This is a genomic window from Nostoc sp. (genome assembly GCF_036919595.1).
Classification (GTDB): Bacteria; Cyanobacteriota; Cyanobacteriia; order Cyanobacteriales; family Nostocaceae; genus Nostoc.
The window spans coordinates 1-25,612 of record NZ_JBALCO010000029.1; the positions used below are offsets into that span (position 1 = coordinate 1).

At 41.8% G+C, this 25,612-nt stretch carries 23 protein-coding genes and 3 pseudogenes; 11 read left to right on the top strand and 15 right to left on the bottom strand.

Features of this window, described 5'->3' with window-relative positions; all coding sequences use genetic code 11:
- Positions 1-141: 141 nt before the first annotated feature.
- Positions 142-819: a potassium channel family protein gene (locus V7K21_RS03655; protein WP_335171621.1), complete on the bottom strand. Its 678-nt coding sequence runs from the start codon at positions 817-819 to the stop codon at positions 142-144.
- Between the two features lie 704 nt (positions 820-1,523).
- On the opposite strand from V7K21_RS03655, the gene V7K21_RS03660 reads away from it, so the two are divergent.
- Both V7K21_RS03660 and V7K21_RS03665 read left to right on the top strand, forming a co-directional pair.
- Positions 1,524-1,883, top strand: coding sequence for a hypothetical protein (locus V7K21_RS03660; RefSeq protein ID WP_442948844.1), 360 nt, complete (start codon positions 1,524-1,526; stop codon positions 1,881-1,883).
- A pseudogene (locus V7K21_RS03665) lies at positions 1,861-2,151 on the top strand (ABC transporter permease); the annotation flags it as partial. The gene V7K21_RS03660 and the pseudogene V7K21_RS03665, both read left to right, overlap by 23 nt.
- Positions 2,152-2,288: 137 nt before the next feature.
- Here V7K21_RS03665 and V7K21_RS03670 read toward each other — a convergent pair.
- Complete coding sequence (locus tag V7K21_RS03670; protein WP_335171624.1) at positions 2,289-5,294, bottom strand: MFS transporter; 3,006 nt, start codon at positions 5,292-5,294, stop codon at positions 2,289-2,291.
- Between the two features lie 290 nt (positions 5,295-5,584).
- On the bottom strand, positions 5,585-6,118 hold the full coding sequence (infC, locus tag V7K21_RS03675; protein WP_273767490.1) for a translation initiation factor IF-3: 534 nt from the start codon (positions 6,116-6,118) through the stop codon (positions 5,585-5,587).
- A 768-nt stretch (positions 6,119-6,886) separates the two neighbouring features.
- Here infC and V7K21_RS03680 point away from each other — a divergent pair.
- Complete coding sequence (locus tag V7K21_RS03680; RefSeq protein WP_335171627.1) at positions 6,887-7,117, top strand: hypothetical protein; 231 nt, start codon at positions 6,887-6,889, stop codon at positions 7,115-7,117.
- A 532-nt stretch (positions 7,118-7,649) separates the two neighbouring features.
- On the opposite strand, the gene V7K21_RS03685 is transcribed toward V7K21_RS03680, so the two are convergent.
- A complete protein-coding gene (locus tag V7K21_RS03685; RefSeq protein ID WP_335171629.1) occupies positions 7,650-8,012 on the bottom strand; it encodes a hypothetical protein in 363 nt (120 codons plus the stop codon).
- Between the two features lie 255 nt (positions 8,013-8,267).
- On the opposite strand from V7K21_RS03685, the gene V7K21_RS03690 reads away from it, so the two are divergent.
- On the top strand, positions 8,268-9,323 hold the full coding sequence (locus tag V7K21_RS03690; RefSeq protein WP_335171631.1) for a DMT family transporter: 1,056 nt from the start codon (positions 8,268-8,270) through the stop codon (positions 9,321-9,323).
- A 362-nt stretch (positions 9,324-9,685) separates the two neighbouring features.
- Entirely contained in the window at positions 9,686-10,405 is a 720-nt protein-coding gene (locus V7K21_RS03695) for a DUF2996 domain-containing protein (RefSeq protein WP_335171633.1), read from the top strand.
- A 114-nt stretch (positions 10,406-10,519) separates the two neighbouring features.
- On the opposite strand, the gene V7K21_RS03700 is transcribed toward V7K21_RS03695, so the two are convergent.
- A complete protein-coding gene (locus V7K21_RS03700) occupies positions 10,520-11,014 on the bottom strand; it encodes a TM2 domain-containing protein (protein ID WP_335171635.1) in 495 nt (164 codons plus the stop codon).
- 720 nt (positions 11,015-11,734) lie between these two features.
- Between V7K21_RS03700 and acsF the strand changes: the two genes are divergently transcribed.
- On the top strand, positions 11,735-12,811 hold the full coding sequence (gene acsF, locus V7K21_RS03705; protein ID WP_334868580.1) for a magnesium-protoporphyrin IX monomethyl ester (oxidative) cyclase: 1,077 nt from the start codon (positions 11,735-11,737) through the stop codon (positions 12,809-12,811).
- Between the two features lie 210 nt (positions 12,812-13,021).
- Here acsF and V7K21_RS03710 read toward each other — a convergent pair whose 3' ends face one another.
- Together V7K21_RS03710 and V7K21_RS03715 are read right to left on the bottom strand one after the other, a co-directional pair.
- The gene (locus V7K21_RS03710) at positions 13,022-13,171 is read right to left on the bottom strand and encodes a hypothetical protein (RefSeq protein ID WP_335171637.1); all 150 of its coding nucleotides are present in this window, start codon (positions 13,169-13,171) and stop codon (positions 13,022-13,024) included.
- On the bottom strand, positions 13,168-13,938 hold the full coding sequence (locus tag V7K21_RS03715) for an SDR family oxidoreductase (protein WP_335171639.1): 771 nt from the start codon (positions 13,936-13,938) through the stop codon (positions 13,168-13,170). Before V7K21_RS03715 ends, V7K21_RS03710 begins: the two co-directional genes overlap by 4 nt.
- Positions 13,939-14,127: 189 nt before the next feature.
- On the opposite strand from V7K21_RS03715, the gene V7K21_RS03720 reads away from it, so the two are divergent.
- Entirely contained in the window at positions 14,128-15,075 is a 948-nt protein-coding gene (locus tag V7K21_RS03720; RefSeq protein WP_335171641.1) for an L-lactate dehydrogenase, read from the top strand.
- A gap of 145 nt (positions 15,076-15,220) precedes the next feature.
- On the opposite strand, the pseudogene V7K21_RS03725 reads toward V7K21_RS03720, so the two are convergent.
- The 4 genes and pseudogenes from V7K21_RS03725 to V7K21_RS03740 all read right to left on the bottom strand — a co-directional run.
- A pseudogene (locus V7K21_RS03725) lies at positions 15,221-15,400 on the bottom strand (IS4 family transposase); the annotation flags it as partial.
- 10 nt (positions 15,401-15,410) lie between these two features.
- Entirely contained in the window at positions 15,411-15,578 is a 168-nt protein-coding gene (locus V7K21_RS03730) for a hypothetical protein (protein WP_335171643.1), read from the bottom strand.
- Positions 15,579-15,587: 9 nt separating this feature from the next.
- A complete protein-coding gene (locus V7K21_RS03735) occupies positions 15,588-16,622 on the bottom strand; it encodes a type I restriction endonuclease (RefSeq protein WP_335171645.1) in 1,035 nt (344 codons plus the stop codon).
- A gap of 314 nt (positions 16,623-16,936) precedes the next feature.
- Entirely contained in the window at positions 16,937-17,383 is a 447-nt protein-coding gene (locus V7K21_RS03740) for a hypothetical protein (protein ID WP_335171647.1), read from the bottom strand.
- 483 nt (positions 17,384-17,866) lie between these two features.
- On the opposite strand from V7K21_RS03740, the pseudogene V7K21_RS03745 reads away from it, so the two are divergent.
- Positions 17,867-17,980 (top strand): annotated as a pseudogene (locus tag V7K21_RS03745) (response regulator); the annotation flags it as partial.
- 192 nt (positions 17,981-18,172) lie between these two features.
- On the opposite strand, the gene V7K21_RS03750 reads toward V7K21_RS03745, so the two are convergent.
- Positions 18,173-19,246 carry a WD40 repeat domain-containing protein gene (locus V7K21_RS03750; RefSeq protein WP_335171649.1) on the bottom strand — a complete coding sequence of 358 codons (1,074 nt, stop codon included), beginning with the start codon at positions 19,244-19,246 and terminating at the stop codon, positions 18,173-18,175.
- A 645-nt stretch (positions 19,247-19,891) separates the two neighbouring features.
- Here V7K21_RS03750 and V7K21_RS03755 point away from each other — a divergent pair.
- Together V7K21_RS03755 and V7K21_RS03760 are read left to right on the top strand one after the other, a co-directional pair.
- On the top strand, positions 19,892-20,074 hold the full coding sequence (locus V7K21_RS03755) for a hypothetical protein (RefSeq protein WP_273767515.1): 183 nt from the start codon (positions 19,892-19,894) through the stop codon (positions 20,072-20,074).
- 278 nt (positions 20,075-20,352) lie between these two features.
- On the top strand, positions 20,353-21,045 hold the full coding sequence (locus V7K21_RS03760; protein ID WP_335171651.1) for a pentapeptide repeat-containing protein: 693 nt from the start codon (positions 20,353-20,355) through the stop codon (positions 21,043-21,045).
- Between the two features lie 111 nt (positions 21,046-21,156).
- Here the strand turns inward: V7K21_RS03760 and V7K21_RS03765 are convergent, their stop codons facing one another.
- Positions 21,157-22,137, bottom strand: a complete 981-nt coding sequence (locus tag V7K21_RS03765) for an aldo/keto reductase (RefSeq protein ID WP_335171653.1) — start codon at positions 22,135-22,137, stop codon at positions 21,157-21,159.
- Between the two features lie 252 nt (positions 22,138-22,389).
- On the opposite strand from V7K21_RS03765, the gene ilvA reads away from it, so the two are divergent.
- The gene (gene ilvA / locus V7K21_RS03770; protein WP_335171655.1) at positions 22,390-23,901 is read left to right on the top strand and encodes a threonine ammonia-lyase, biosynthetic; all 1,512 of its coding nucleotides are present in this window, start codon (positions 22,390-22,392) and stop codon (positions 23,899-23,901) included.
- A 204-nt stretch (positions 23,902-24,105) separates the two neighbouring features.
- Here ilvA and V7K21_RS03775 read toward each other — a convergent pair whose 3' ends face one another.
- Together V7K21_RS03775 and V7K21_RS03780 are read right to left on the bottom strand one after the other, a co-directional pair.
- On the bottom strand, positions 24,106-25,140 hold the full coding sequence (locus V7K21_RS03775; RefSeq protein WP_335171657.1) for a hypothetical protein: 1,035 nt from the start codon (positions 25,138-25,140) through the stop codon (positions 24,106-24,108).
- 10 nt (positions 25,141-25,150) lie between these two features.
- On the bottom strand, positions 25,151-25,396 hold the full coding sequence (locus V7K21_RS03780; RefSeq protein WP_335171659.1) for a hypothetical protein: 246 nt from the start codon (positions 25,394-25,396) through the stop codon (positions 25,151-25,153).
- Between the last annotated feature and the right edge of the window lie 216 nt (positions 25,397-25,612).

A 25,612-nucleotide genomic window follows, 5' to 3' on the forward strand; every position in this document is an offset into this window, starting at 1 on the left:
ATTCATTGGGAGACCTCAAGCTTTGGTTTCGTTACCTTTATCTTGTGGTTTCCCTTTCTTTTTTGCTACCCCTTCTCACTCACATAAGGCGTACATATATAGCTAATCCCATCTAATAAAGAGTTTAGGTAGGGACTGCGCTCAACATTTTTGTTCAATAAAATTAATTACTTGGTGTAAACATCCTGGTTTAGTCACAATCAGCACTGTTGAATGAGGTTCCAGTATTGTACTGCCGTTAGGAATCATTAAGTCTTCGTGGGGATGGGGTTGATAACCAATAATTAGCGAACCACTAGGAAACCCGGAATCCTGAGCGATTTCGGCAACGCTACGACCAGCAACATAGCAATTGTTTGGGATGGCAAGTTTCAGAACCTCAATTTGCCCTTGCTCAAAATGCATCATTGATTCTACTTGCGGATACTCAATGGCATTCACCATTGTTGAAACCGCTAGTTCAACAGTACTGATGATATGGTTGGCTCCAGCTATCCGCAGTGGTTCGGCAAAATCGGGGTGGCGCATCCGACTTAAAAGGTGGGGAACACCATAATGTTTCGCAAGAGTTACCATTGCCAAGTTTAAAGCATCACTTCTCAGGACAGCTGCCAAGGAGCCGGCTTTCCGAATCCCAGCTTCTAACAATACTTCTGTACTCACAGCACTTCCTTCAAAAGCCATTGCTCCTACTTGTTCACGAGCATAGCGACAAGCTATAGGATCAATGTCAATAACGGCAACAGTATGTCCTACTTCTACCAGTTTTTGGGCTAAACTTAGTCCCACTAAGCCGGCTCCACCAATCAGTACGTACATGGCTGTTCTTGATACTCTGTAACTTCTTGTTTCACTCTATAGGTTAACAAGGAAATGAAGATATAGCTTGAGAGACTGCTGGTAAGTATGAGTAAAAAGGCTTGTTGACCTTGCATCTGCTCTCCCTACCTATGCATCATTAACTAGATGTAGGAATACTATTTGATTTCTGAAAATATAATGAGACTGAAAAACCCGTTTTATCAGGATTTTATCTAAAATCTTGTTCAAAAATCAGATATGAGTTCTATATAATTATTAATCCTAAAATATTCTGTAGTTACAAAGGTTTAGTGAAATTTATCTGCCGCTATCAAAACTTATATACGGTGAGGCATAATGGCTATCAATGAGTGTAAGAGACCTTAATAATCTATCGTGCTAACCAGCAGAAAAATAATGATATTTAAGCAGTATTTGGATAATTAGAAACTGCTTCCATTACTAAATAAATCAGGGTAAGCACATCTAAATTAGTCTTGATAAAACCCTTAGTTAATGTACTAAGGAAAGAATCAGGATTTATAGTTTGATTGATTTTTTAAGGGTGAAAGCGATGCCTGCGGCGGGCTACGCCAACGCTTAAACTATTGTCAACAACTAAAGATTAATGCGATTATTTTCAGCTTTGTTGACACTGAGGAGTTCTTATTGACAAGATGCGCTTACCCTGATAAATAATTTATAATCTGTCATTAAGTGTCATGAGCAACCCTGAAATACCAGACAAACCAATGCAATTTCCCAGCTTTGGCAAAGCCAAGCGCCAACAGCACTGGCTGATGGGATTAGCAGCAGTTGGATTGTTAGGAACTGCTACCACTGTTTTTCTGATAGTGCAAAGTAAGGCACCTAAAGCGGATCTGACTAAGCAAACAGTAGTAGTGCAGTCAAAAGACATCACAGTTAAAATCAAAGCGAATGCCACTGTCCAGTCGTTCAAAAAGATTAATCTTGGTCCCAAAGAGCAAAGTCGAATCGAGCAACTGTATGTGGACGAAGGTGTAAAAGTGAAGCAAGGGCAATTAATTGCCCGCATGGACAGCGAGCGATGGCTTACGTAAGGCACTTGGGGCAACTCAAGAAGCGATTCTAACTCAGTTTTTGATTGAGGCAATCATTCTGTCAGTAGCTGGCGGTTTAATTGGCGTTGGTGTGGGCATCAGTGGCACTACGATTGTGGGACTTTTTACCCCTTTTAAACCCAGTGTGCCAGTAGGGGCGATCGCTATGGCACTGGGTGTCTCTGGTGGGATTGGTCTAATTTTTGGTGTTGTTCCAGCTCGTAGAGCTGGTCAACTCGACCCAATAGTTGCTTTAAGAAGCGCTTAAAATGTCAAATTCACTTTTTACTCGTTCTTCTTCGCCCAGAAAATATTTCTCAAGTCTATGATTGTGGAGAAACACAAGTCTAAATACTATTACTTAGCAGCAATGGAAATAAGAAAATTATTCCAGCGGAGGTTTTTTCAATTGTAATTTTTAAACTGGTATTTTTCGAGTAACTCTTGAACTTGAGCAGCCACCAGAGGATGCGGATCTTTTTGTAACTGGGGTAAGATTTGCAGGAGAACGCGATGTGAAACCAGATGCAAGTATGCGATCGCAGCTTCTCTGACAAAGCCAGTTGGATGACGCAAACTCATTAAAATCTCAGAACTTGTCAGTCGGATGCGAGTCACTTGAGCAAAATGGAAACAGCAAGCTAGGCACCAGTCAGAAAGCAAGTTACCCAACATCAGCAATCTGTGGAGGCGATCGCTAACTACCATATTTTCATATTCTAGGATCTTGGCTTCGACAAGATGTTGCAATTTTTCTGCCTGCGGTCGGTTATCTAAAGTATTCAACAACAAAGACTTTGAAGACAGAGTTACGGTATGCTCTAAGATTTCTAAGCCCCGCGCTAAGTTTACCACTGAGAGCGATCGCAGATTAAATGCTGCTGCCTGCATCTTTTCTGGCGAGTAAAGCAGTCTCAATAGCAATAGCAGCCGCTCTTTGACATCCAATTCCAATTCTAAGAGGGCGCGTTGCAGTAATTCAGAGACAATCACAATCCTCTCACTTGATTGATAATTTTCTTTTTCGTCTAATGTTTTGAAGTCAATGTAGGCGGCGTAAATCTCACCTAAAAACTTTAATTCCTGTTCTATTAAGTTTTCTACCTGACTTTCATAAAACCGATCTACTAAACCTGTAATTCCTGGTTGTTTGTGTATTTTTAGTAAGCTGTGGAGAATATGATCCCTGGTAGTTCCCCAAGATGATTCCAAGTTTTCCCATAAAGTCTCCAATGCTTCCTGAGTACCAATTTGAGCAATAGTCCGCCAAGCGTACATCCGCACTATTTCTGGTTTGTAAATATTGATAGCCAACTGCAAGAGCATCTCTACAGCTTCATTCTCCAGTAGTATTAGGGCTGACATTGCTGTACTGCGGGTTGATTTATAATAAAGTGCTGCAATCAGTGCCGAATAGTACTCCTCTAAATGGGTTGCTGCAATCATTTCTAATACGGCACAGCGTACCCTTAAGGACTCATCTTGTAATAAATTTGGGATGTAAATCCGCAACGCCTGCAAATAAACTGCTTCTCTGAGCGCTCTAACTCCATTCACCCGTTCCCGTTCTTGCTTATGAGTCAACATCCGGCGCATGGTTTGAGTGGCTGCTACCTTTTGCATGGGCGTTCCTTGGCGTAAGACTAAAGCGGCGGCGGTAGCACGGATGAGTGAGTTTTGGCGAGGGTTCAAATATTCTTCTAGCAGGCTTAAATTAGGATTTGGTTCAGCCAGCCAAATATAGCGTAGCGCCAAGGCAAATACTTCGGGGTTAGTTTGTTGGGGTTGTTCTAACAAAGGACGGATGGCGGCTAGATAAGCAGGATTGGCACCTGCCATCAGCATCACCTCCAAACTTTGACGCTGCAAATCTGGGGTTAACTTGAATAATAGGGGTGCTAAAACTTCCGCAGCTCCTTGAGAGTCAATTTGGGCTAAAAGTTCAATACAAGAACGTTTATCAGCCTCACTGCCTTTTTCTGCTAAAGCTTTGACTACCCCCTGCTTAAAGAATCGCAGACCCACATTCGTTGCACTTAAGTGACCCCGTGCCACACTTAAGACTAACAGTTCAACATAACGCGATCGCAATTCCCAAACTACTTTTAAACAGGCACTAGATATTAGCATTGTTTCTGCTACCAACACCCACTTTTGTAGGGGTACGGGTATAAACCTCCCACAAAACAATAGAGTTACAAAAATTAGCGCTCCTGTCAAACCTGTAGCGATCGCTTCGGCGGTTCCGCCAGATAAAGTCTGCATCCGGCTGCGAATTGCCTCTGGAATCGGTTGGTACAGGATGGGGCCGCTACTCATGACAAAGGTGTAGCGCAGAAGTTCATCACAGAATTTGACAATCACCAGACCCCAAAAAAAGCTTTGCGATTGGATGGCTGGAATTAAATGCAGGAATACCAGCACTCCTGGTAGTGAAAAGCCTACAGTGATTGGTAAAAGTGTGGCTGTGAAAAATACCCCCATCCGTTCGATGAGTCGGCTGGAAATAAACCACTGCAACAACAACTCACACAGTCCTAACATGCCACCAAAAAGACCCAAGAAGCTAGCGAGTTCTCGATCACCCAAATTAGATTGAAGTTCGCGCAGATATTGAAAATCTACTAACAACCCAATGACTTGCAACAGACCGACAAAGGCAAACAATTGCCAGACATAGCGTTTCAGCGGACTTTTAATGAAACGCTCTCGTGAGGTTTGTTCTTCAGAAATTAGTCTTTGTGGGGTTTCAGGAAAAGCTGCTCGGTAGTGATGAGTTAAATAGAAGAGAATCCCCGATCCTAATAAAATTACTATACAGGCGATCAGGATGATCTTATTCAGCGTGGTGTATTGCACTAGCCAAGGCAAACTAAAGCCACTAATCACATCTGCTACCAAAAGACCACTACTCACCAGTGGGTAAGTGCGCTTAATCTCTCGAATGTTAAATAGTTGGTTGGCGACAATGGAGGTGTTGAGGTCATTGACTACATAAAGTGCATCTACCCACAGCCGCAGCAGAAATACCGAAATAACTGCCAGGTATGAAACCTGCCATCCCCAACGTAATAAAATTAATAGAACTAATGGCATTAACATGCAAGGTGCGATCGCTACAATCACCCGGCGTAAGGGAAAAATCTTTTGTAACCAAGAGTATAAAAAAACCAGCCCTGCACTCATAGCGGCACTGGCAATATACATCCACGGCAGTAGGTTAGTTCCGTATTTATCCAAAAACAGCGCCACCGTACTGTCCTCTGCCCACCGCAATCCTACACATACAGTTGTGTAAAAAACAAACATTATCCGAGTCCGTTCACTCTCCTCTGGTCGGAGATTCACCCACTGTAGTAGTCGTGGTAAGGCAACTTTATTTGCAGCCAACCAGTGATTTTTCAGTTCCATGCAGTTTTATTTTCTGGTAGTATCACCGCGCAATAGGCGAGTAGGAATCTGGCGTTGCAGGGGAAGAAAATACTTCCTTGTCCTCCTCGTCCCTCATCTCCTGGAAATAGCAAAAGTCCTGAGCAACTGAGTCTTATGTTTCCCACTCAGCCTTCAGGACTATCAATTTTCGATAAATTTAAATGACCTCACTACCTTTGGGCACATGTTGTATCCAAACGAAAAACGAAAAAACCCCCTGGCTATAAGTCAGGGGATTTTCAAACTTGGTCTATTAAACAGTTAGAGAATTATTTTTTGGGCGAGATGAGCATCATCATGTTTCGCCCTTCTTTTTTAGGCATTTGTTGAACCTCACCAAATGGCTCCAAATCCGTTGCCATTCGCTTGAGCAAATCTTCTGCTAGGTCGCTGTGTTGAATTTCTCGACCCCGGAACATCACAGTAGCTTTGACTTTATCGCCATCTTTCAAGAAGCGCTCTGCTTGCTTAACACGCACGTTGTAGTCGTGTTCTTCTATTTTATAGCGCATCTTAACTTCTTTGACATCAGCCGTGTGCTGCTTTTTCCGGGCTTCCCGCGCCTTTTTCTCCTGCTCAAACTTATATTTTCCGTAGTCCATAATCCGACAAACTGGCGGGTCAGCTTTATCACTGAGTAGCACCAAATCTAACTCTTTTTCTTCTGCTAGTTGTAGTGCTTCCAGTGGGGGCATAATTCCCAGTTGGGCACCGTCAGTATCAATCACCCGAATTTTCGGGAAGCGAATTCGTTCGTTAATTTGGGGCAGATCGCGAGTTCTTTTCTTCTCAATCACAGGCATTATGATTTGTGGGAGCTCTTAATGAAGGATTTGGTGTGGTCTAGATTGGTATGCCGCAGAGGCAAAATACTTAAATAACTTAGGACTGAAAACATAGTCTATAGTTCAAGGGTAACTAATCTATAAAATAATTGCCTAGTTGTATTTGTCATTCTACTGACTGTGAAAGAATTTCTTTGCAATAGTTAATCTGAATTACACAACATCAACTCATGTTAAATATTATTACAATTATTTCGCAATGCAATACTTTTTCCGATAGCGTAACCGCCCACCGTAGGTGATCGCATTGAGCAACATATCTCCAGAATACCTTGATCACAGATGCAGGACATCTAGTAAAACTAATGAAGTTTTCGCTTACCCATTCACCCGCCAGGGATTAAAATCCCTGGAACCAATAGCTAAAGTCTTTTAAACAGGATTAATAAAAGGTTCCAGTCCACTTGAGTGGACTTCAACTATTAGCCTTGCACTTGAGTGTAACGCAGGATAGGTTGACTCAAGGTTAAAACCTGTACACAAATCTAGATTTAGATGAGCTTATGACCAATTCAGCGCACCTACCTAAAGATAACCTTATGATCGTTCACTGCAACAATTGGCTTGAGGGATTGAGGCGTCTGTGGGGCAGTTTAAGCTGATTTTGGCCCGGTGTAATTATGATATTGCGCGATCGCCTTATCCAAAGATTGCGTCAAATCTGTCAAGTCTAAATTCGGCTTTTCCTGGTGCAGTAATCTCGTAGAACTCTTTATACCGCCTTGAATGGAGGAATTCGGACAGAAGGCACTAGCTTGTGTGATGGTAGTGGGTTTGGAAGTAGTGCAGGATTTGGTAATGATGTTAACTTCTGTTAATCAGGTGCGGGAGGAGTTTGGCATGTGGATTGATGATAAAATCCATAAGCAACTGATGCAAGTGGCTGCTGATTTAGAGAGTTGCGCTACTACAAGAAATTTGGCGATCGCAACTGCTGAATTAATTGATTTTCTGTAACAAACAATAGTGCAATTATTTAATAATCATTTAAATATTAATTTATTAATTTGTGCTGAAATAAAATCAGCATGGGAATGATGGATCTATGGTAAATTCCAAAAATCAGATGTTGCTTGGGTTGCTGTTTTATTTCCTGACGCTTGGAGTACACTCTAATCTGGCTGTGCCGCTAAGTTTTCCACGATTTTTATCAGACGTTTCTTGCCTCTTGGGTTTAAGGTGGGATCTCAATCCCTATCTGCAAAATTCTCCTTGTCCCCAAATTTCTTTTTTCAATTTTATGGTATCTGGCATTGTCTAGAATAAATAAAATTAATGGGCCATTAAAGGTAAAAAGATTAAACTTTCTTTTTACCTTTGCACTTTAACCTAATTCTGCAGAAACTTTAATGCCTTTTTGTGGAGGACTAAATCAGACTTTTACTAGGGCGTGGATACAACGTAGCTTGTCGTCAGACATCGCAACCTAGATGTAATCAAAGAACTCCTCTGGTTTTAGCAAAATATTAATTGAAAAGTGGATTTAGTATTACTTCACTTCACTGGGTTCAAACTTAGTCACTTTACCTTTCTTAATTGCTACAATCACATCGTAGTGTGAACAGTAAGCGAATGTGACATCATTGGCTTTATTGTAAAGGTTAACTACGTGACCTGCACCACCTACCTGGATACCGATTGGTTCCAAGTCACCATAAAAGAAACGACGCAGTTGATCGCCACTACCAATCTGACCCTTACTCTTAGTTAGCAAGTCTAGTTTCTGTGTTAGAGTCATCTCTTGGGCTGCTGATGCCTGCACTAATAACGGATTGATCACCTTTAATGGTGCGTCCCAAACTGTGAGAAAACCAACCAAAGCGACACTTGTAAGTATGGGTGCAAGTTTCATTTATTACTCTCTTTTTTGTTTTATCCTGAACATCCCAAGCATCTCAGGTAGGAGTGAGAGCTGATTGAAACTAAGCCACTATTTTCATGAATTTATCCTTTGATAAAATTTAGTTGATTCTCAGCGCTTTCTCAGGCAATCATGGTTACTCTAAGTCACAGCAGAATTTAAGTACTTTCTCAACAAAACCTCATTCAGAACTGACTGATGGCAATTTAATATAATTAGCAATGCTTTCATTGCAGTGATGTTATTGTGACTAGACCCAAAAGACCACATCGCCTAATTCATAGAATTTCTGGACAAACATATCTCTGGCTAGCAATGCTAATTTTTGCAGCATCTGGCGCAGTTACCCGGAAGCTAACAGAAATTGGTGCTAAACATTTCATAGGCAATCGCAATCCGATTTCTTTTTGTAATGTTTTATTTGTGGGAAACCTTTGCGCCTTGATACTTCTGATCTTAATTTATGGGCGACAGTGGAACAAAGCTACTTTGAAGCAACTCTCAAGTCAGGATTGGGTCAGTTTAACAGCAGTAGCTATTTTATCGGGAGCATTGGCCCCTGGCTTAATTTTCCAGGCATTTGCACTCACAGGAGTGAACAATGTCATCTTGGTGGGACGTTTGGAACCGCCTCTAACTCTGGCTTTATCAGTGTGGTTATTGAGGGAACGGGTAAATATTTGGGAATTTATCGGAGCGATCGCAGCGTTTGTTGGTGTTATCCTAACTATCATCCTTCAATCCCCAACAGAAGGCATGATGAACATGGGAGGTTTCAGTTTAGGCATAGGGGAACTTTTGGCAGCAGCAGGATCTGTGGCTGTAGCCGCTTCTACGATTATTGGTAAGAAACACCTTTCGCAGATCCCGCTTGGAATCTATAGCATCTTTCGGACTGCACTAGGAACTGTAATCTTTTTCCTCATTGCTTTAGTCGTCTATGGTAGCGATCATTTTGCTGATGTCCTCTCACCGTTCTTGTGGCAATGGATGTTTCTTTATGGTGGGTTGATTGTGGTAATAGGTCAGTCTTTTTGGATTAAAGGCTTGAAAACTTCCACTGTATCTATGGCTTCCTTAGTTAGCTCATTCAGCCCAATTGTGGGCATTCTCGCAGCCTATTTAATTTTAGGTGAAGCTCCTACCCGACCTCAATATATTGGCGGTAGCTTGATTTTAGTAGGTCTATTTTTAAGCCAAGTTGGTATTTGGCGTAAAACTTTTAGCATTGCGTCTGGTAAGGTAAATTATACTCAAGCACATCAACAAATAGAAACTGGTATGGGATTCAAGGGGATTTGAAGGAGGCAGAAGAATTTTAGATTTTAGATTTTGGATTTTAGATTGAATAAGACTTACGTAGAAGAGACTCCCTAACCCCCTTAAAAAGTTAGCTTTTAAAATCTACCCCTTTTTAAGCTACGGTGTACACATATCTTTACACAGGATGCAAAACGCCGTACTGTTGAACAATCTAAAACCGCAAATCCAAAATGAAGGGACAGGGGACAGAAGGGAAGAAAGCTTATGTCCTAAGCCTTTGCGTTATTTTTAATCTGTACAGTTATTATTGCCTTGCGGTACTATTATGTCAAAATGAAAATACCCGATACCTCAAGGTGAGCGATCGCTCCGAAAGCTAGATTAAAGGATTGACCTGAGCAATGGCAGACCAAACCAATCACAATCAAGCGGGAGAAGTAGCTCCCAGCACTGTTGATAAGCAAGCTCCCAGTGTAGCTGAAGAACACGCTCCTAGTACAGACTCACCCGAAGCCACAGATATTCCTACTGCCAACGCGCCAGATCCTAAAGCCGCAAACCCCGAAGATAACCCCAATGCTGCTAAACCAGCTGCTGTACCACCCAAGCGAGAAAAACCCGCAGCCGCAGCTAAAGCCGCAGGAGGCGAAAAAGCCGCAGCAACAGGTGAAAAAGCCGCAGCAGCCGCAGCAACAGGTGAAAAACCAGCCGCCGCAGCTAAAGCAGCCAAAAAGGAAAAAGCCCCAGCTGTTGAAGATAAGCCATTTGTAGAGTTCATCGAGCAAGATTACTTGCCAGCTTTACAAAAAGCGATCGCTCAACAAGGTGTGCAAGATTTACAGGTGTCTTTTGCCAAGCAAAAGGTGCCAATCACTGGCTTTGCATCCGCCGAAGAATGCTGGCAAATTATCGGCAGTTGGACAGAAATCGGTCAGCGTCAGTTTAACCTGTATTTCCCCGAAGAAGATATTCAAGGGAAAAAGGGATTTTCCTGTAATGAAGGCAAAAAACCTAGCACTCTTGAGTCATTCTTAATCGATGAGCGTAGAGTTACACTCGATTTGTTGGTATTTGGCTTAGTTCAGCGCTTGGACGGTCAAAAGTGGTTAGGTATAAATTAGTCATTGGGCATTGAAAAGAGGCAGAGGGGCAGTTCTTGCTGAAAGCAGAGGGGAAAGAGGTAATTTTTTATTTTTCCCCCTGCCCCCTACTCCCCTGCTTCTTCCGCACTCCCCTTAAAGTTCATGGAAATGGTAAGTAACGGCTCCAGTATTGGGGTCGTTATCAATTTTTACATAACCTGATTTGTACATCTCATTGAGAGTAGCTTCCACTTCGACAAAGTTAGCTCCGGTGAACTTCACGCCTTGAGTGACAGTTAAAATACCACCTTTACTTTCCGCCGCTTCGATCAGTTTCATCATGAGTTGGTTGCCTGTTGGGCGGTGAACTTGAGAGGCAACCACTGCTTGATTTAACGGCACACCAAAGGGAGATACACCCGCTTTCAGTCTTAGCTTGTGTTCGTATTCGTCAACCATACCGGGCATGAAGAACAAATCCACGACCTGCCCTACACCAAACACACCACCGGTCAACAGCCACAACAACCCAGTCCCTATCTTGCCATTGTAGAAACGGTGCAGCCCTCCCACCCCGAAAAATCCGACTGCACACAAGATGTAAGAGACAAGAAGTCGGTCTTTTTGCTGATTGTTTTCAAGATTCATCTTGTTTTCAACCCTTTGGATTTGCTCTTGTTGTCTAAGATAGTTTTTCCATACTGTTTTTTATACCAAGCATGAATAGCTAGATTTACATCTTACACCAGTTACTTTCTGGCAATTTTTGTAGGTGGGTAGCGATGTTCGATCCAATTATAATTTGACGTTATGGGCAGTGTCCAACCTACAGTTATTGGAAAGCGTGCAAGATATCACTAAATAATTAAAATTTGTCAGTAATTATGCTAGTCATAAATTGTTAATTTTAAGATGATCAACGTATTGAGAAAACCGCATTGATTTATTGTAGTAAGAACCAAAGAAAATTACTGAGATAGTAGTGCTTTGAGAATACAAGAGGAGCGTCCTACTCCACTTGATCAAAACAATCCTGATCACTGAACTACGTTTATTTGACTACCAATCCGCGATTTTTGATTCCGCAAACATTGAATCATTGTTGCAACTCTTAATGTTTCGCTTGCAAATTTATAACCCGTACCTTGGTAGACTGAACTTTATACAATTGGATTCTTGTGGGCTGTTGCGCCTTGCCAGAGCTTTACCCTTGGTCTGGTTAGTCAGTTCGGTCTTCTCCCAAAGGGAGACGCCAAGGGCGATGGGGGTTTCCCCCATAAGGAACTGCCGTTAGCGTAGCGGTAGCGACGTAGGAGCGTCACCCGAAGGGTCTACTTAAGATAATAAAGACGAAAGAGCAATCAAGACATGGTAGATTCCCTCAAAAAACCAGGCTTTGAAGAAATCCGGCCAGGGATTAAAGTCCCGGCAAAAGAAACCCTGTTAACACCTCGGTTTTATACTACCGATTTTGATGAAATGGCGCGGATGGACATCTCCGTTAACGAAGACGAGTTAAGAGCCATTCTCGAAGAGTTTCGCACTGACTACAACCGCCATCACTTTGTTCGGGATGCCGAGTTTGAACAATCCTGGGACCATATTGATGGGGAGACTCGCCGATTATTCGTTGAATTTTTAGAACGTTCATGTACGGCAGAGTTTTCTGGCTTTTTGCTGTATAAAGAACTCGGTCGTCGCTTGAAAGGCAAAAGCCCCGTCTTGGCAGAGTGTTTTAACCTGATGTCACGGGATGAAGCACGTCACGCTGGCTTTTTGAACAAAGCTATGTCGGACTTTAATCTGTCTCTAGATTTAGGGTTTTTGACTAAGAGCCGCAATTATACCTTCTTTAAGCCAAAATTCATCTTTTACGCCACTTATCTTTCTGAAAAGATTGGTTATTGGCGCTATATCACCATTTATCGCCACTTAGAAGCACATCCTGAAGACCGGATTTATCCAATCTTCCGGTTCTTTGAGAACTGGTGTCAAGATGAAAACCGTCACGGTGATTTCTTCGATGCGATTATGAAATCCCAGCCGCAAATATTGAATGATTGGAAAGCACGGCTGTGGAGTCGGTTCTTCCTGTTGTCGGTGTTTGCGACAATGTATCTCAATGACATCCAACGCAAGGACTTTTATGCGACCCTTGGATTGGATGCGCGAGAATACGACATCCATGTTATTCAGAAGACTAACGAAAACGCAGGTAGGGTGTTCCCGCTGATGCTGGATGTAGAGAATCCAGAGTTTTATCAGCGGTTGGATACTTGTATAAGCAATAATCAGAAGTTGAGTGCGATCGCTAACTCCAACACTCCCAAATTCCTGCAATTCTTCCAGAAACTGCCGCTTTACATCTCCAATGGCTGGCAGTTATTGCGGTTGTACCTGATGAAGCCAATTGATACTGTTTCTGCTCAAGGGGCAGTTCGTTAAGTTATAACAGGTTTGCGAAAGCTTTAGTGGTTCTGCTGATTGCAGAGCCACTTTTTTTGTCAAAACGTATACCATAAGGGGTACTACTCGTCAATAGGTCTAGGCAGTTAGGGACTGACAAAAAATAAATTATCCAAAATTATTTGTACATTTGTAGAGGATCTTGGCCTTGCACCCCTACGATGGGATGTTTTTTTAACTGGAAGTCCCTTAGGTTGTATATGTAGTTTTTTGAAATTCTTGTTGTTTATTCTCTTTTTCAATCTTTTGTTCTGTTTTAGGTTCAACAGGCTGATCTATTACTGGAGTAAGTGAGTGAATCATTAACTCTACTTCTTGACTTGATAAACGACTACTCACGTGGCTATATAACCGCCATCTACAACCAAAGACTGACCAGTTATGTAGGAAGCAGCTTCTGAACATAAAAAAAGTACAGTCGAAGCTATTTCTTCAGATTTGCCCATTCGTCCCATTGGAACCATTGTTGTCAACTGTTGACTTGCGGTTTCAGCATCATCCCTTTTTTCTATCATACGGCCAATCAAATCTGTATCAATAATACCAGGATTAACAGCATTAATCCGGATACCCAATTTGGCGTAATCAAGGGCTGCTGACTTTGTTAACCCCATAACAGCGTGCTTGCTTGCATTATATGGTCCAAAGCGGGGAAAGGCTATAAGTCCACCCATTGAAGAATTGTTGACAATCACGCCTCCTCCAGTACGAAGCATTTGGACAATTTCATACTTCATGCACAGGAATAATCCGCGTACATTGACTGCTATAAGTTGATCGAACTGTTCAAGCGATTGTTCGTGGAGAGGAGCGTTCCCACCATCAATACCAGCATTGTTGAATGCAAAATCTAGGCGACCGTAGGTTTCTACCGTCTTGCTCACAAGTGCTTCCACCTCAGATACTTGGGCGACATCTGTTTTAACAAACAAGGCTTCACTCCCAGCTTGTTTAATTAGATTCACCGTTTCTTCACCTTCGGAGTCTCGACGAGCCGCAACGACGACTTTCGCGCCTGCTTTGCCAAAAGCGATCGCCGTCGCCTTACCAATTCCCGAACTCCCACCCGTAACAATTGCAACTTTGCCATCAAATTCACCTCTCATCAATTTATCTCTGTAATATTATTTAGACGCTTTTATTATAAACGTTCACACGATTTACTTGGCTAGCGTGAAAAATAGGTAGACACAGATGGTAAATTCAGAGGCATGGACGAAAAGTTTCAACCTTTCAACTGCTAGTAAAAGCAATTACACCGAGTTAGATTCAATTACAAAAAAGGTAGATATAACATGAGTAGCAAAACATCCAAGGTCGGTGTGATTGGTGCGGGGAATGTGGGTGCAAACGTAGCAAATGCTTTAGTGCTACTCCGTAAGTGTGTAACAGTCGTGCTTTTTGACCGAACTTTATCAAAAGCTGAGGGGCAAGCATGGGATATTGGAGACAGCATTCCCCTACTTCAAGAGATGGAGATTATACCATCAAATCAGTATGAAGATTTAGCTGATTCTGATGTGATTGTCGTGACTGTTGGGGTGCAGCATAAACAAGGACAGACCCGATTAGATACGTTGAGCGAGAATGCAGAGATCATGCGTTCAACGATGAAAGAATTGGATCGAGTCGCACCGAATTCAATCGTACTTATCGTTAGCAATCCAGTAGATATACTAACGCGGATTGCGATCGCCAGTTCCACCAGAGCCGAAAACCTAATTTTCGGTTCGGGAACCGTTCTTGATACTGCTAGACTGAGATATCAACTTGGTAAGCGACTGAGCGTTGCTCTTCAAGACGTTCACGTTTATGTGATTGGAGAGCATGGAGACAGTGAATTTGTCGTTTGGTCTAATGCATTCATTGGGGGAATTCCGTTAACTGAATTTCCCATCCCACAAGGAGAAAAACTGGAACAAATTCAGCAAGAGTACACAGAGTTAACGCGTAAGCGAGGCTATAGTATTTCGGAACGTAAAGGAAATACTAGCTATGGTATATCAACGGTAGTTTGTCAGTTAGTTGATTCCATCTTGCAAGATGAAAAGCAAATATTTCCAGTATCGGTGAGAGCAGATTCTAACTATGGAATTGGCAGTGAAGTTGTTCTTGGACTTCCATGTATCATTAGCTCAATAGGTATTGAGCGCCAACTGGTGTTACCAAGAAATGCTCATGAACAACGTTTATTAGAAGAGTCAGCCACCAAACTCAATCAAGCCTACGATTCGGGAGCATAATTAAAATCAACTGATATAGCTTGTCTAAAAATGCCCTTTTTTGAATATGTATAAGATGATAACTGGGATGACGAGTAACTAACCAGCGCATGACCTGATGCTGGCTGATGGTGTCGGAGGATGCCAGGTGTAGTACTGTTGTTGGCCCAATCAAGGCTAACATGCTTGTCAGTTCTGTAACTTCCACCACATCTTGCCATAGCAGTGTTAGCACCACTGCGACCATCAACGGGAAGTTAAGAATTCTGTCTCTTAGTCCCAGTTGACGGTAGTAGTTTTCTTGTACAGTGATGGACGATGTAACTAATGCTGCTAGTAAAAGCAATTATACCGAGTTAAGCTGATTTTTCTATTCTGATTACATCTGGGGTGAATGTTTGATGCTTGCCTGCTTCTGCCTCATAACATCTGAGAATCAGTGATGTCAGCTGATCGAAATCACTGACAGAGGAAATAATTACTTTTGATGTGGCATCCCCCACAGAAGCTGTTACTTCCTGCACTTCAAAATTTTAAGCTAGAGACTTTACTTCATCTACACTTAGGCGAGTAATAAAACTTTTTTTCTGCAAAGATAGATACAGCCGCAGAAACCACCAGGTAGTTTTACCAAGATTGATGCCAAAGTAGGAGGTAGTATCTCTGTATTTGAGTTCAAAACTGTAGCTCTTTGAAGTTTGCGTAATTGCTTTAATTGTTTCAAAAGCTGCGATTTCTTCAGCAGTCGTTACTACTTTTGATTCTTGAGGGTCTTGGGGTTGTTCCTCTTCTTCAATTTCTGGTTCTACTTCTACTTTGACAGGTTGAGACATTTCTCGGCTAAGTGAGCTTGTCATTAAGTCTAGTAAACTTCCCTGAATCGACTTTTTAACAATTATCTTGAATTTCTCAATGACTCTAGCATTAATATTACCTTGAAATTCATACCTATGGTCAGAGGAACGCAGTTCAGATACTAAGAAACGAACAAATTCTTCAGAAGGAGAACGTAAAAGATTTCCTACAAGCTGAGTCATACCTTTTACATAAACCATTTCTTCAGCATGGCTCGTAATAGCCGTGATATCAAAATTATCACGGTGAAAAAATTTGAGGTTATCAATATCTGTGGTATCATATTCCAGGATATTAAAACCAAAAAATGGCTCCTTGTCCATGACATTTTTATCACGCAAGTCTGTAAAAAAACGGTACTCAACCCCATTAGTGACGATAGCTACTTTTGTTGTCAAAAGTCCATTAAAATAGCGGCTCAGTTGCCCATCATGTGCTTCAGCTTTTTGACCACGGGCTTTTGCCTCTACGAGCATAACTATATTATTGTTAATAGCTAAGGCGTAATCCACCTTTTCAAACTGCCCTGCTTTTTTAATAGCAAAATCTGCCACGTATTCCGGCATTACTTCACTAGGGTCATAGACATCGTAGCCAAGAGCATTTAAAAAAGGAACAATCAGTGCCATCTTAGTAGCTTCTTCACCAACAACTTGGTCAGCCCGCTTACGCACTTGTTCAGACAGCTTGGTAATATCTTCAGTGAATCCCATCTTGCTTACTCCTGGTAAATTAGTGATTCTTGATACATATTTTTTTAAAATATGAGTGATTGTAAGGTGATATAGTAGATTTAATTTGAAAGTATTAGCGCGATCGCCTTCCTGATCACTCCTATAAAAGTATTCCCAAATAAGTAGTAGCCTGTAACACTCATGACCTGTTCATAAGTGCAATGGCATTGGTAATGAATAAGAATAAATTAGAATGATTTTTAATGAAGCCTCAGTCTATAGCGATTCTCAAAAGAAAAATGCTTAAGCTAATTATTAAAGCCCACAGATGAATCCGTAGGCTTTAATGCAAGCTAACTTGTCGCTGCTGCTTTGTTTCCATTCTGGTTGCCATTTTTGCTGTCGTTGCTGTTCACACTGGCAATAAATGACGGTTGCTGTAAACTGTGAACTGGTGACTCGCCTCGCAGTCCCTTGTGGCGCTGGTTCTTAGGAACACCTCCTGCCATGCCGTACTCCACACTGCTTTTACCATATTGAGTAGCAACTCCCAACAGCATATGCTCTGCCATATCTGCCAACTCGCGCTCTGTTTGGAGCATGTCATGGTACATCTTATCAAGGTTGGAAAGAGCAGTGTTGTATAAATGCTCTCTAGTTCGCATCGTCTCAATTAGAGTTGAGAATGCCGGTAGGGTGAGTCCATTGCCTACATTTAAATTCGGATCAATTGAGTTGATACCAGCAGCACGACGCGCTGCTTTTTCTAACACCTGAGAGGTTCTTTTTCTGCGAGCCATGATCTGAACCTTGTAATCCAGTACGGTTAATATTCTTTACTTTAAAAAACTTCCGTATTGATCCGCTTGAGAGAACTCCGGCAATTCTGCAATGATCTTTGTTACATAGCGATCATTGTGATGAATGTGCAATATACCGAAATGAGTAAGCAATCAAGCTTTTGAAAAAGCAATATGCCTTTTTGCTTGCTGAATCTACCGAAATTAGTAAGCAATCAAGTATTTTGAGAAAGCAATATGCCTTTTTGCTTGCTGAATTTACTGAAATGAATACGTGATATACCGAAATGAGAAAGCAATTAAGCATTTTAATAAAGTAATATGTCTCTTTGCTTGCTGAATTTACTGAAATGAGTAGGCAATCAAGCATTTTGAGAAAGCAATATGCCTTTTTACTTGCTAAATCTACCGAAATCAGAAAGCAATCAAGCATTTTGAGAAAGCAATATGCCTTTTTACTTGCTAAATCTACCGAAATCAGAGTTTATGACTGCTCTTTCTGAGGTAGAGCATAAAGTCAAAGCATTGCAATTAGGAGCCGTAGACTATATTACCAAACCTATTCAGGCCGAAGAAGTTTTAGCTCGTGTGAATGTTCAGGAAGTGGCAGCGAGTTTGTGATTACCATTCCTCTGAAACAAAGTATTTCTGTTGAGCAGAAATAATTCATTAAAAATCTGAGCGATCGCTATATTCAATTCCCCATACTTATCTTTTAAGTTTCCATCTGTAGGTAATATGACTTTTTACAGGTTCTGGAAAACTTCACTTCCATATAGCGAATTGGTATTAGTTAATTTGCCAAATATGAATAATACTATCCTCATTGCTACTTGCGAGTGTTTTACCATCTGGGCTAAGAGCAACCGCTAAAACAGAACTAGAACCATCCTGAAAGGTGTGCAACAATTTTAAAGTCTCTAAGCTCCACAGTTTAATACTGCCATCAAAATTGCCACAAATCAGAATTTTTCCATCGGGACTGATAGTAAGAGATTCAACTGAACTAAAATTCTCAGGAAACTCATGCAGCAGTTTTCCAGTTTGAAGATTCCATAACTTCAGGGTACTAATTGCACGATTTCGAGAAACTAATTGACCAAAACTGCCAGTGACGAGCTTTTTGCTGTCTGGAGTAATGGCAATAGCATCAACTCCGGTTTTATGTCCTTTGAGAACATGGCGCATTTTTTTAGTTTGCAGATCAATCAGCCTAATTGTATTGTCATCGCCACCCCCAGTACTAACAAGGGTTTGTATATCAGGGCTAAATGCAACCTTACTCACATAATCTGAGTGTGCAGCAATGGTATTAAGCAACTTAAGCGTGTGTAAATCCCAAAGCTTGATTGTGTGCTCATCACTGCCACTAGCAATCAATCTACCATTTGAACTAATAGCAACGGTTTCTACTGGCAGCGTATGTCCACTTTCGATGTTAAGCATTAATTGAGTGCGTAAATCCCAAACCTTCATTGTTGGGGTGGTTATTCCACCACTTACAAGCAGCTTGCCATCTGGACTAATAGCAATTGAAGTAACACCATCTGAGTGAGCATCTAAACTATGGAGTAATTTTCCAGTCTGGAGATTCCAGAATTTAATAGTATCATCTCTACCTCCACTAATTAGGGTTTGCCCATCTGGGCTAATCACAACTGCTCGAACACCAAAAGTTACTTTTTTATGGCCAGTCAGTGTGTGAACAAGTTGAATATGTGATTGTGACTGAGTAATTGTACTCCTGCCAATGGGAGGATTTGAACTTGAAGAATGGACATCAATGACAATGACAGTGATGTTTACTGCAATAGCTAAAGCTGTAATAGCTAGTTTGGATTTGAGGAGATTCAATGATTTCATGGCAATGAGAAACGCTATTATATAACAGGGTTCCCATTTAATGGGGTGTGTAGTCTACCGCCGTAGGCATCGCCCTTCATCCTCTTAATTCAAGTAAGGAAATATGCCAACAGGGATGTTTGCTAAATCCAAGCAGTAGATAGATTGCTCAATTGCTACGTGTTTTCTAGTCGATTACTAGCCAGTTGTAGCGTTCGCGCAGCGTCTCCAAGAGTTGCGATGACCGAGCGCTGTAAGTTGCCTGAGAAGTGATTCTACAGCGTTGGGTCAACAACTGGCGATTTGTGGAGCGACTGAGGCATAGGGTAAACTATTCCTCGTGTAACCTTTGGGCTATCCTGTTCTCTTGATATCTCATTTAAACGGCAATTCAGAGACTTGTAATGCCAAATTGGCAGAATCTTTCTGTCTTTATTTGAAGTGCCGCCGTCACTTCACCTTTTTCTTAACGTAGGAATGCAAAGAGTTGATGGCAGTCCGGTCAAATACCTCTGCTAGTTCAATACATAACTTTTAGCAAAGTTCGTTAAGCACGTCCAATTTAGGTCGGTTGTTACACACACCAGTCTGATTGTGATTAGTCATAATGTAGTGTAGTAGTGCAATTCATTGCACTGTTACAAAAGCTAAATACAGAGGTAAACTATGTTTCCTTTTTGGGGTAATCCCTGTTATGGAAGCGAACCCATTTCGCGCAAAGCTGGCTTAGAGCGGAAATTAAAATTCTTGATTTGGATGCGAGATGATTTAGAGTCCAAACTAGCTGGCGTTAATGCTTCTATTGATACCATTCGGCAGCAAATAGAACGTTCAGACTCAACTGTTTAGAACTTAGTTCTTGCATTTGTACTTAAGCCGATTGTAACTTCTTTGTGACAGAGCGCTGTAAATGGGCTGCATCAGTGTTGTAGGTCTTTGTACAGCGCCCTGTCATAAACTGGCGCATAAAAGAAAAGAGGTAGTCTTAAAAAACGAAGTCCAGCCTTTTGTGTCGCTGGAACTAACCTTGAATAAATAACTTAAGACAGAGGTAGAGTAACCTAGAGTTTATTAATATCTGGAAGTTAGAGCCGTAATCGTCACTTAACGTGCCAAAACTTCTAAAAATGAAAAATATTATCTCGATTGGTTGGAATAGCTGGTTAAAACGGCACAAGGAATCTATTTTACTATTTGACTCAATTGCTGCCGCTAATGAGATTGCCTTTATACTTAACGGTCAATGGGATGGCTGCAATGGTGTGATCATAACTAAATGTGATGAGGTAGCTGTTAATACTGCGGCCAAACTATTAGAAGCTACATGGTGTTATCAAGGCGCATCAAAAGCTGTTTTAGACAGAGTAACAACTGATGAACTTTTACGCCGTTATGCAATGGGAGAAAGAAATTTTATTAATGCTAATTTGAGGTGTGCAGTACTTGCATCAGTAAAGCTGAGTGAAATTAACCTAAGTTATGCAAAGTTGAGTTGGGCAGACTTAAGTCAAGCCAATCTAAGTAAAGCTGATTTAACGGCAGTAGACCTAAGTGAAGCTAATTTAAGTCGAGCCGACCTGAGTAAGGCATACCTAATGAGGACAAACCTAACCAAGGCAGACCTGCAACAAGCAGATATGAGAGGAGCTAATCTAAGTAGCGCTAACTTAAATGAAGTTAACCTCACTGATGCAGACCTAAGAGGAGCTAATCTAGCATTAGCAGACCTAAGAGGGGCAAATTTTAACTTCTGCAATTTAAGTGGGGCGAACCTAACAGGTGCCAAGTTAATTGAAAGTGACTTGGCTTTTGCTCTCTAATGAGTACACCTGAAGGCGATATATTTTAATTGAAAAATAGTAATTTATATTATTTCAACTTCAACCAGGTTTTTGCAATGATTTATATTCAAATTCAGCAACGTTGAAATTTTACTTAGTTTGAAAGATATTTTGTACCATTTTTTTGTCTGCATTCGTCGCCGCCTTATCCAACTCTGCAATCTCATTGTCGTCTAATTGCCAACCCAATGCACCAATATTTTCCCTTGCCTGTTCTACATTCTTTGCTCCAGGAATAGGAATGGTTCCTTTACAGATGCACCAATTAATTGCTACCTGTGACATGGTTTTGTTTCTAGACTGTGCCACCTCTTGTAAAGATGCCAAAAGCGATCGCATCCCTGGTAATATCTGCCTAAACAGCAGACCTCGGATGCCTTTGGGCAAAGGGCCTTGCTCAGAGTATTTTCCTGTCAGTAGTCCCAAAGCTAGAGGGCTGTAGGCAATCAATTTGATTCCCAACTCATCACAAAGGTCTTTGAGCTTTAGTTGAGTGACGGGATATGTAGACAACAAAGAGTATTGAACTTGCAGAGTAGTAATCGGAACGCCTCGTTCAGCAAACTTTTTCTGTACCTGTTTAAGCCGCTTAGGCCCATAATTAGATAGCCCCACTCCCTTAACCAGTCCTTGCTTATACAAATCGCCAAGACCATCTAACAGTCCTCCTTCTTGCCAAGGAGCATAGTTTGCTGTAGACCAGTGCATCTGTACCAAATCTACGTTTCTTCCCAAGCGTTGGGCAGATGATTTGCAAGCTTTTACCATTGATTGACGTGTCCATCTCCACGGGTAAGCAGCAAGCTTAGTAGCAATACAAATATTTTCTTTACCTGAACCTACATATTCTCGGTTGAATCGTCCCAGAAGTAACTCACTGCGACCATTCAATCTCCCAGTTCCGTAAGAATCACCTGTATCAAATAAAGTCACAGCGTTGCTTACACAAAGGTTAAAGACGGCTTGCAACTGGTCATCCATACTTTCGTCATATCCCCAAAGCAGTTGGTTGCCCCAGGCCCAAGTCCCGCAGCCCATACTTGGGAGGGAGAGTTGTTGGAGAGTCTGCATCTTTGCTCTCTGTAGATTGCCTTATTAATTATCAGGCATATAGCAGGTATTAACGCGCGAGTAGCATGATTATCAAGCAAATCAGGGAAAGCTTCTTAATACTTGTGCAACCGTGCCTATTTTGTTTTAAAAATTTACATAGTTTAGTCTCTCTATAATCCATCCAAGATGCGATCGGTGAATTAAAACCAGTGCGATCGCTTGTAACGTAAAATTAATTTTCATCTGACATTTGCTAACACCTTGACACCGATGTATTGCGATTACCTCATCCAAATTCTGACTGCCCGTGTGTACGATGTTGCCCAGGAAACACCACTTGAGTATGCCCCAAATTTGTCTGCACGGCTGAATAATCAACTCCTGCTGAAACGTGAGGATATGCAGTCAGTATTTTCCTTTAAACTGCGGGGTGCTTACAATAAAATGGTGCAACTGCCACCAGATATATTGGCGCAGGGTGTAATCGCAGCGTCTGCGGGGAACCATGCTCAGGGGGTCGCCCTTGCAGCCCAGCGCTTAGGAACCAGAGCGATTATCGTCATGCCAATAACCACACCCCAAGTCAAGGTGGATGCGGTTAGAATGAGGGGCGGAGCAGTCGTGTTACATGGAAATACCTACGACGATGCTTATAGATATGCCCGTGAATTAGAAGTAGAAAAAGGGTTGACCTTTATTCATCCTTTCGATGATCCCCATGTTATTGCTGGACAGGGAACAATCGGGATGGAAATTTTACGGCAATATCAGCAACCCATTCATGCGATTTTTGTAGCGATTGGAGGGGGCGGATTAATTTCTGGGATTGGAGCTTATGTGAAACGGTTGCGTCCGGAAATCAAGATTATTGGCGTTGAACCAGTAGATGCTGATGCGATGTCTCAATCACTAAAAGCCGGACATCGGGTGCGCTTGTCCCAAGTCGGGTTATTTGCTGATGGCGTGGCGGTGCGGGAAGTAGGTGAAGAAACCTTCCGTTTATGTCAACAGTATGTAGATGAAATCATTCTGGTGGATACAGACCATACTTGTGCTGCAATTAAAGACGTGTTTGAGGATACACGATCCATTCTAGAACCAGCCGGTGCATTAGCGATCGCAGCTGCCAAAGCCTACGCAGAACGAGAACAAATTGAGGGGCAAACCTTAATTGCTGTAGCCTGCGGTGCAAACATGAATTTTGATCGCCTCCGCTTTGTGGCAGAACGGGCAGAGTTGGGCGAACGCCGCGAAGCTATCTTTGCAGTCACAATTCCTGAGGAACGGGGAAGTATTCGTCGGTTTTGTGAATGTATTGGCAACCGTAATCTTACTGAGTTTAATTATCGCATTGCCGATGAAAAAACAGCCCATATTTTTGTAGGTGTGCAAATTCAAAACCGGGCCGATGCTGCAAAGATGGTAGAAACCTTTGAAGCTCAAGGATTTGAAACTCTTGATTTAACAGACGACGAACTAACTAAATTACATCTGCGGCACATGGTGGGTGGACACTCTCCCCTCGCTCACAATGAATTGCTCTACCGTTTTGAGTTTCCCGAACGTCCCGGCGCATTGATGAAGTTTGTTACTTCCATGAGTCCTGACTGGAATATTAGTCTTTTTCACTACCGCAACAACGGGGCAGACTACGGACGAATCGTTGTTGGTATCCAGGTTCCCCCTCACGAGATGGAAGAGTGGCAAGCTTTTCTCGATAACCTGGGCTATCGTTATTGGGATGAAAACAAGAATCCGGCATACAAGCTATTTTTGGGATAGGAAAGTGGGGAGTAAGAATTTTAGATTTTGGATTTTGGATTAAAGAATTGAAATTTAATCCAAAATCCGCTCTCTTACGAGACGCTCTTGCTAGCAAGATCCCCGTAGGAGTACGCAACACTCGCTCTAAGCGAAGCCATGCCGCAGGCTTTACGCTGCCCTATCGTCAATCCAAAATCCAAAATTGAATTGCCCAATGCCAATTTAGCGAGAACTACCCTCCAATATCAGATTGGAGTCCCAAGTATAGAAGCCAATTTGGTTAGGAACCCTAGAAAATCTGCCTGTCCGATAGCCTCTAGATAATTCATTCAGCACCTTATTTTTGATCTCTCTAAGTTGCTGAGAATCTAGTTCTCCATAAATTCCGGCAATGACTTCAGCAACGCTGAAAACTTTACCTGGATTTTGTTCTAATAGAGAAGTGAGGGCATCAATTAAGAATTGACCCTCAAAGGTTTTGAGCATCGGTACTGTTTTTATCGGAGGTAGGAAAGGCTTCTTATTTTTGTTTTTGATACTCCTATAAACACCATTGCGGTTACTTGAGGCTACTAAACTTAAATCCAGAGTATAACAACCTGGTTCATCGGGAATAGTTACCCAGTAATTCCTTTCTCTGCCTTGGGTGAGGGAAGATTGAACCCTACCTTTAACTACTTTGAATAGATTGGAATCCAACTCTCCATAAAGCGATCGCACGATAAAATCAATATGACAGACAGTGCCTATCTGCTCTTGCAATAGCTGTTTTATGGCTTCCATTCGCGAGAGAGCGTGATCATACTGGGGTAGCATGGGGATTTCCGCCACCTTCGTTGAACTATCGTTATTCTCTAGGGCGATCTTTGGATCTGGCGATGTAGTTGAAAATTGACTCTCTTTTGTATCAACAGCAGAAAAAGAATTATCTATCTCAACCTGATCTGAGTCTGCGAGTTCTGATACAGACTCCACCAAGTTGATTTCGTCGATGTCATCAAGAGGTGATAAAAACCGCAAAGAGCCTTGTTGAGAAAGATTTGAGGTTTCATCAGCTGCCGTCAGACTTGATATCTGCTTGTTGGTATCAGAAAAAGACCAGTTAGACAACAACGCTTCTACATGATCGAGCTGCGATCGCGCCTGCACAAAAAGGCGTTCATATTCTTCTGTAAGGCGAGCATAATAGTCTCGTAATTCCAACAGTGGTGAAACAAAGGTGCCCGGAGGTGGTTCTAATTGTCCATTTTGAGTCATAAGGCTTCAATCAATTTAAGTTGATGTCACTTTTGTAAGACATTGGTCTGGGTTTTGCTTTGTAAGATGTTGGTTGGGATTTCTTAGGCGGTTGGGGAGGGCGACATCTCTCACAATACAAAGGTCGAGGTCCGAAAGTCTCGCGTTTTGTCAGATCGTTACACTCTTTACAGACAAACTGGAAAACACGAGTATGAATCTGTCTTTTGTGCGCCCTGACAGTATATTCCCTAACATCAATGAATTTACTTGCCATAATCAGGAATTGTGAATTGCTGTCGGATCAATGTCTGGTCAATATAGCTATTCAAGCAAATCAAACTGCATCAGTGTGTGTTTATGTAGAAGTTTTATTGAAATCAGTAAATTTGACGCCTAGCATAAAGTGCAGATGAGCAACTTGAGAGTTAGCCATTGACTATCCTCTCAGCATATAATTGGTGATGAGCAAACACTACCATTCCTTAGGTGC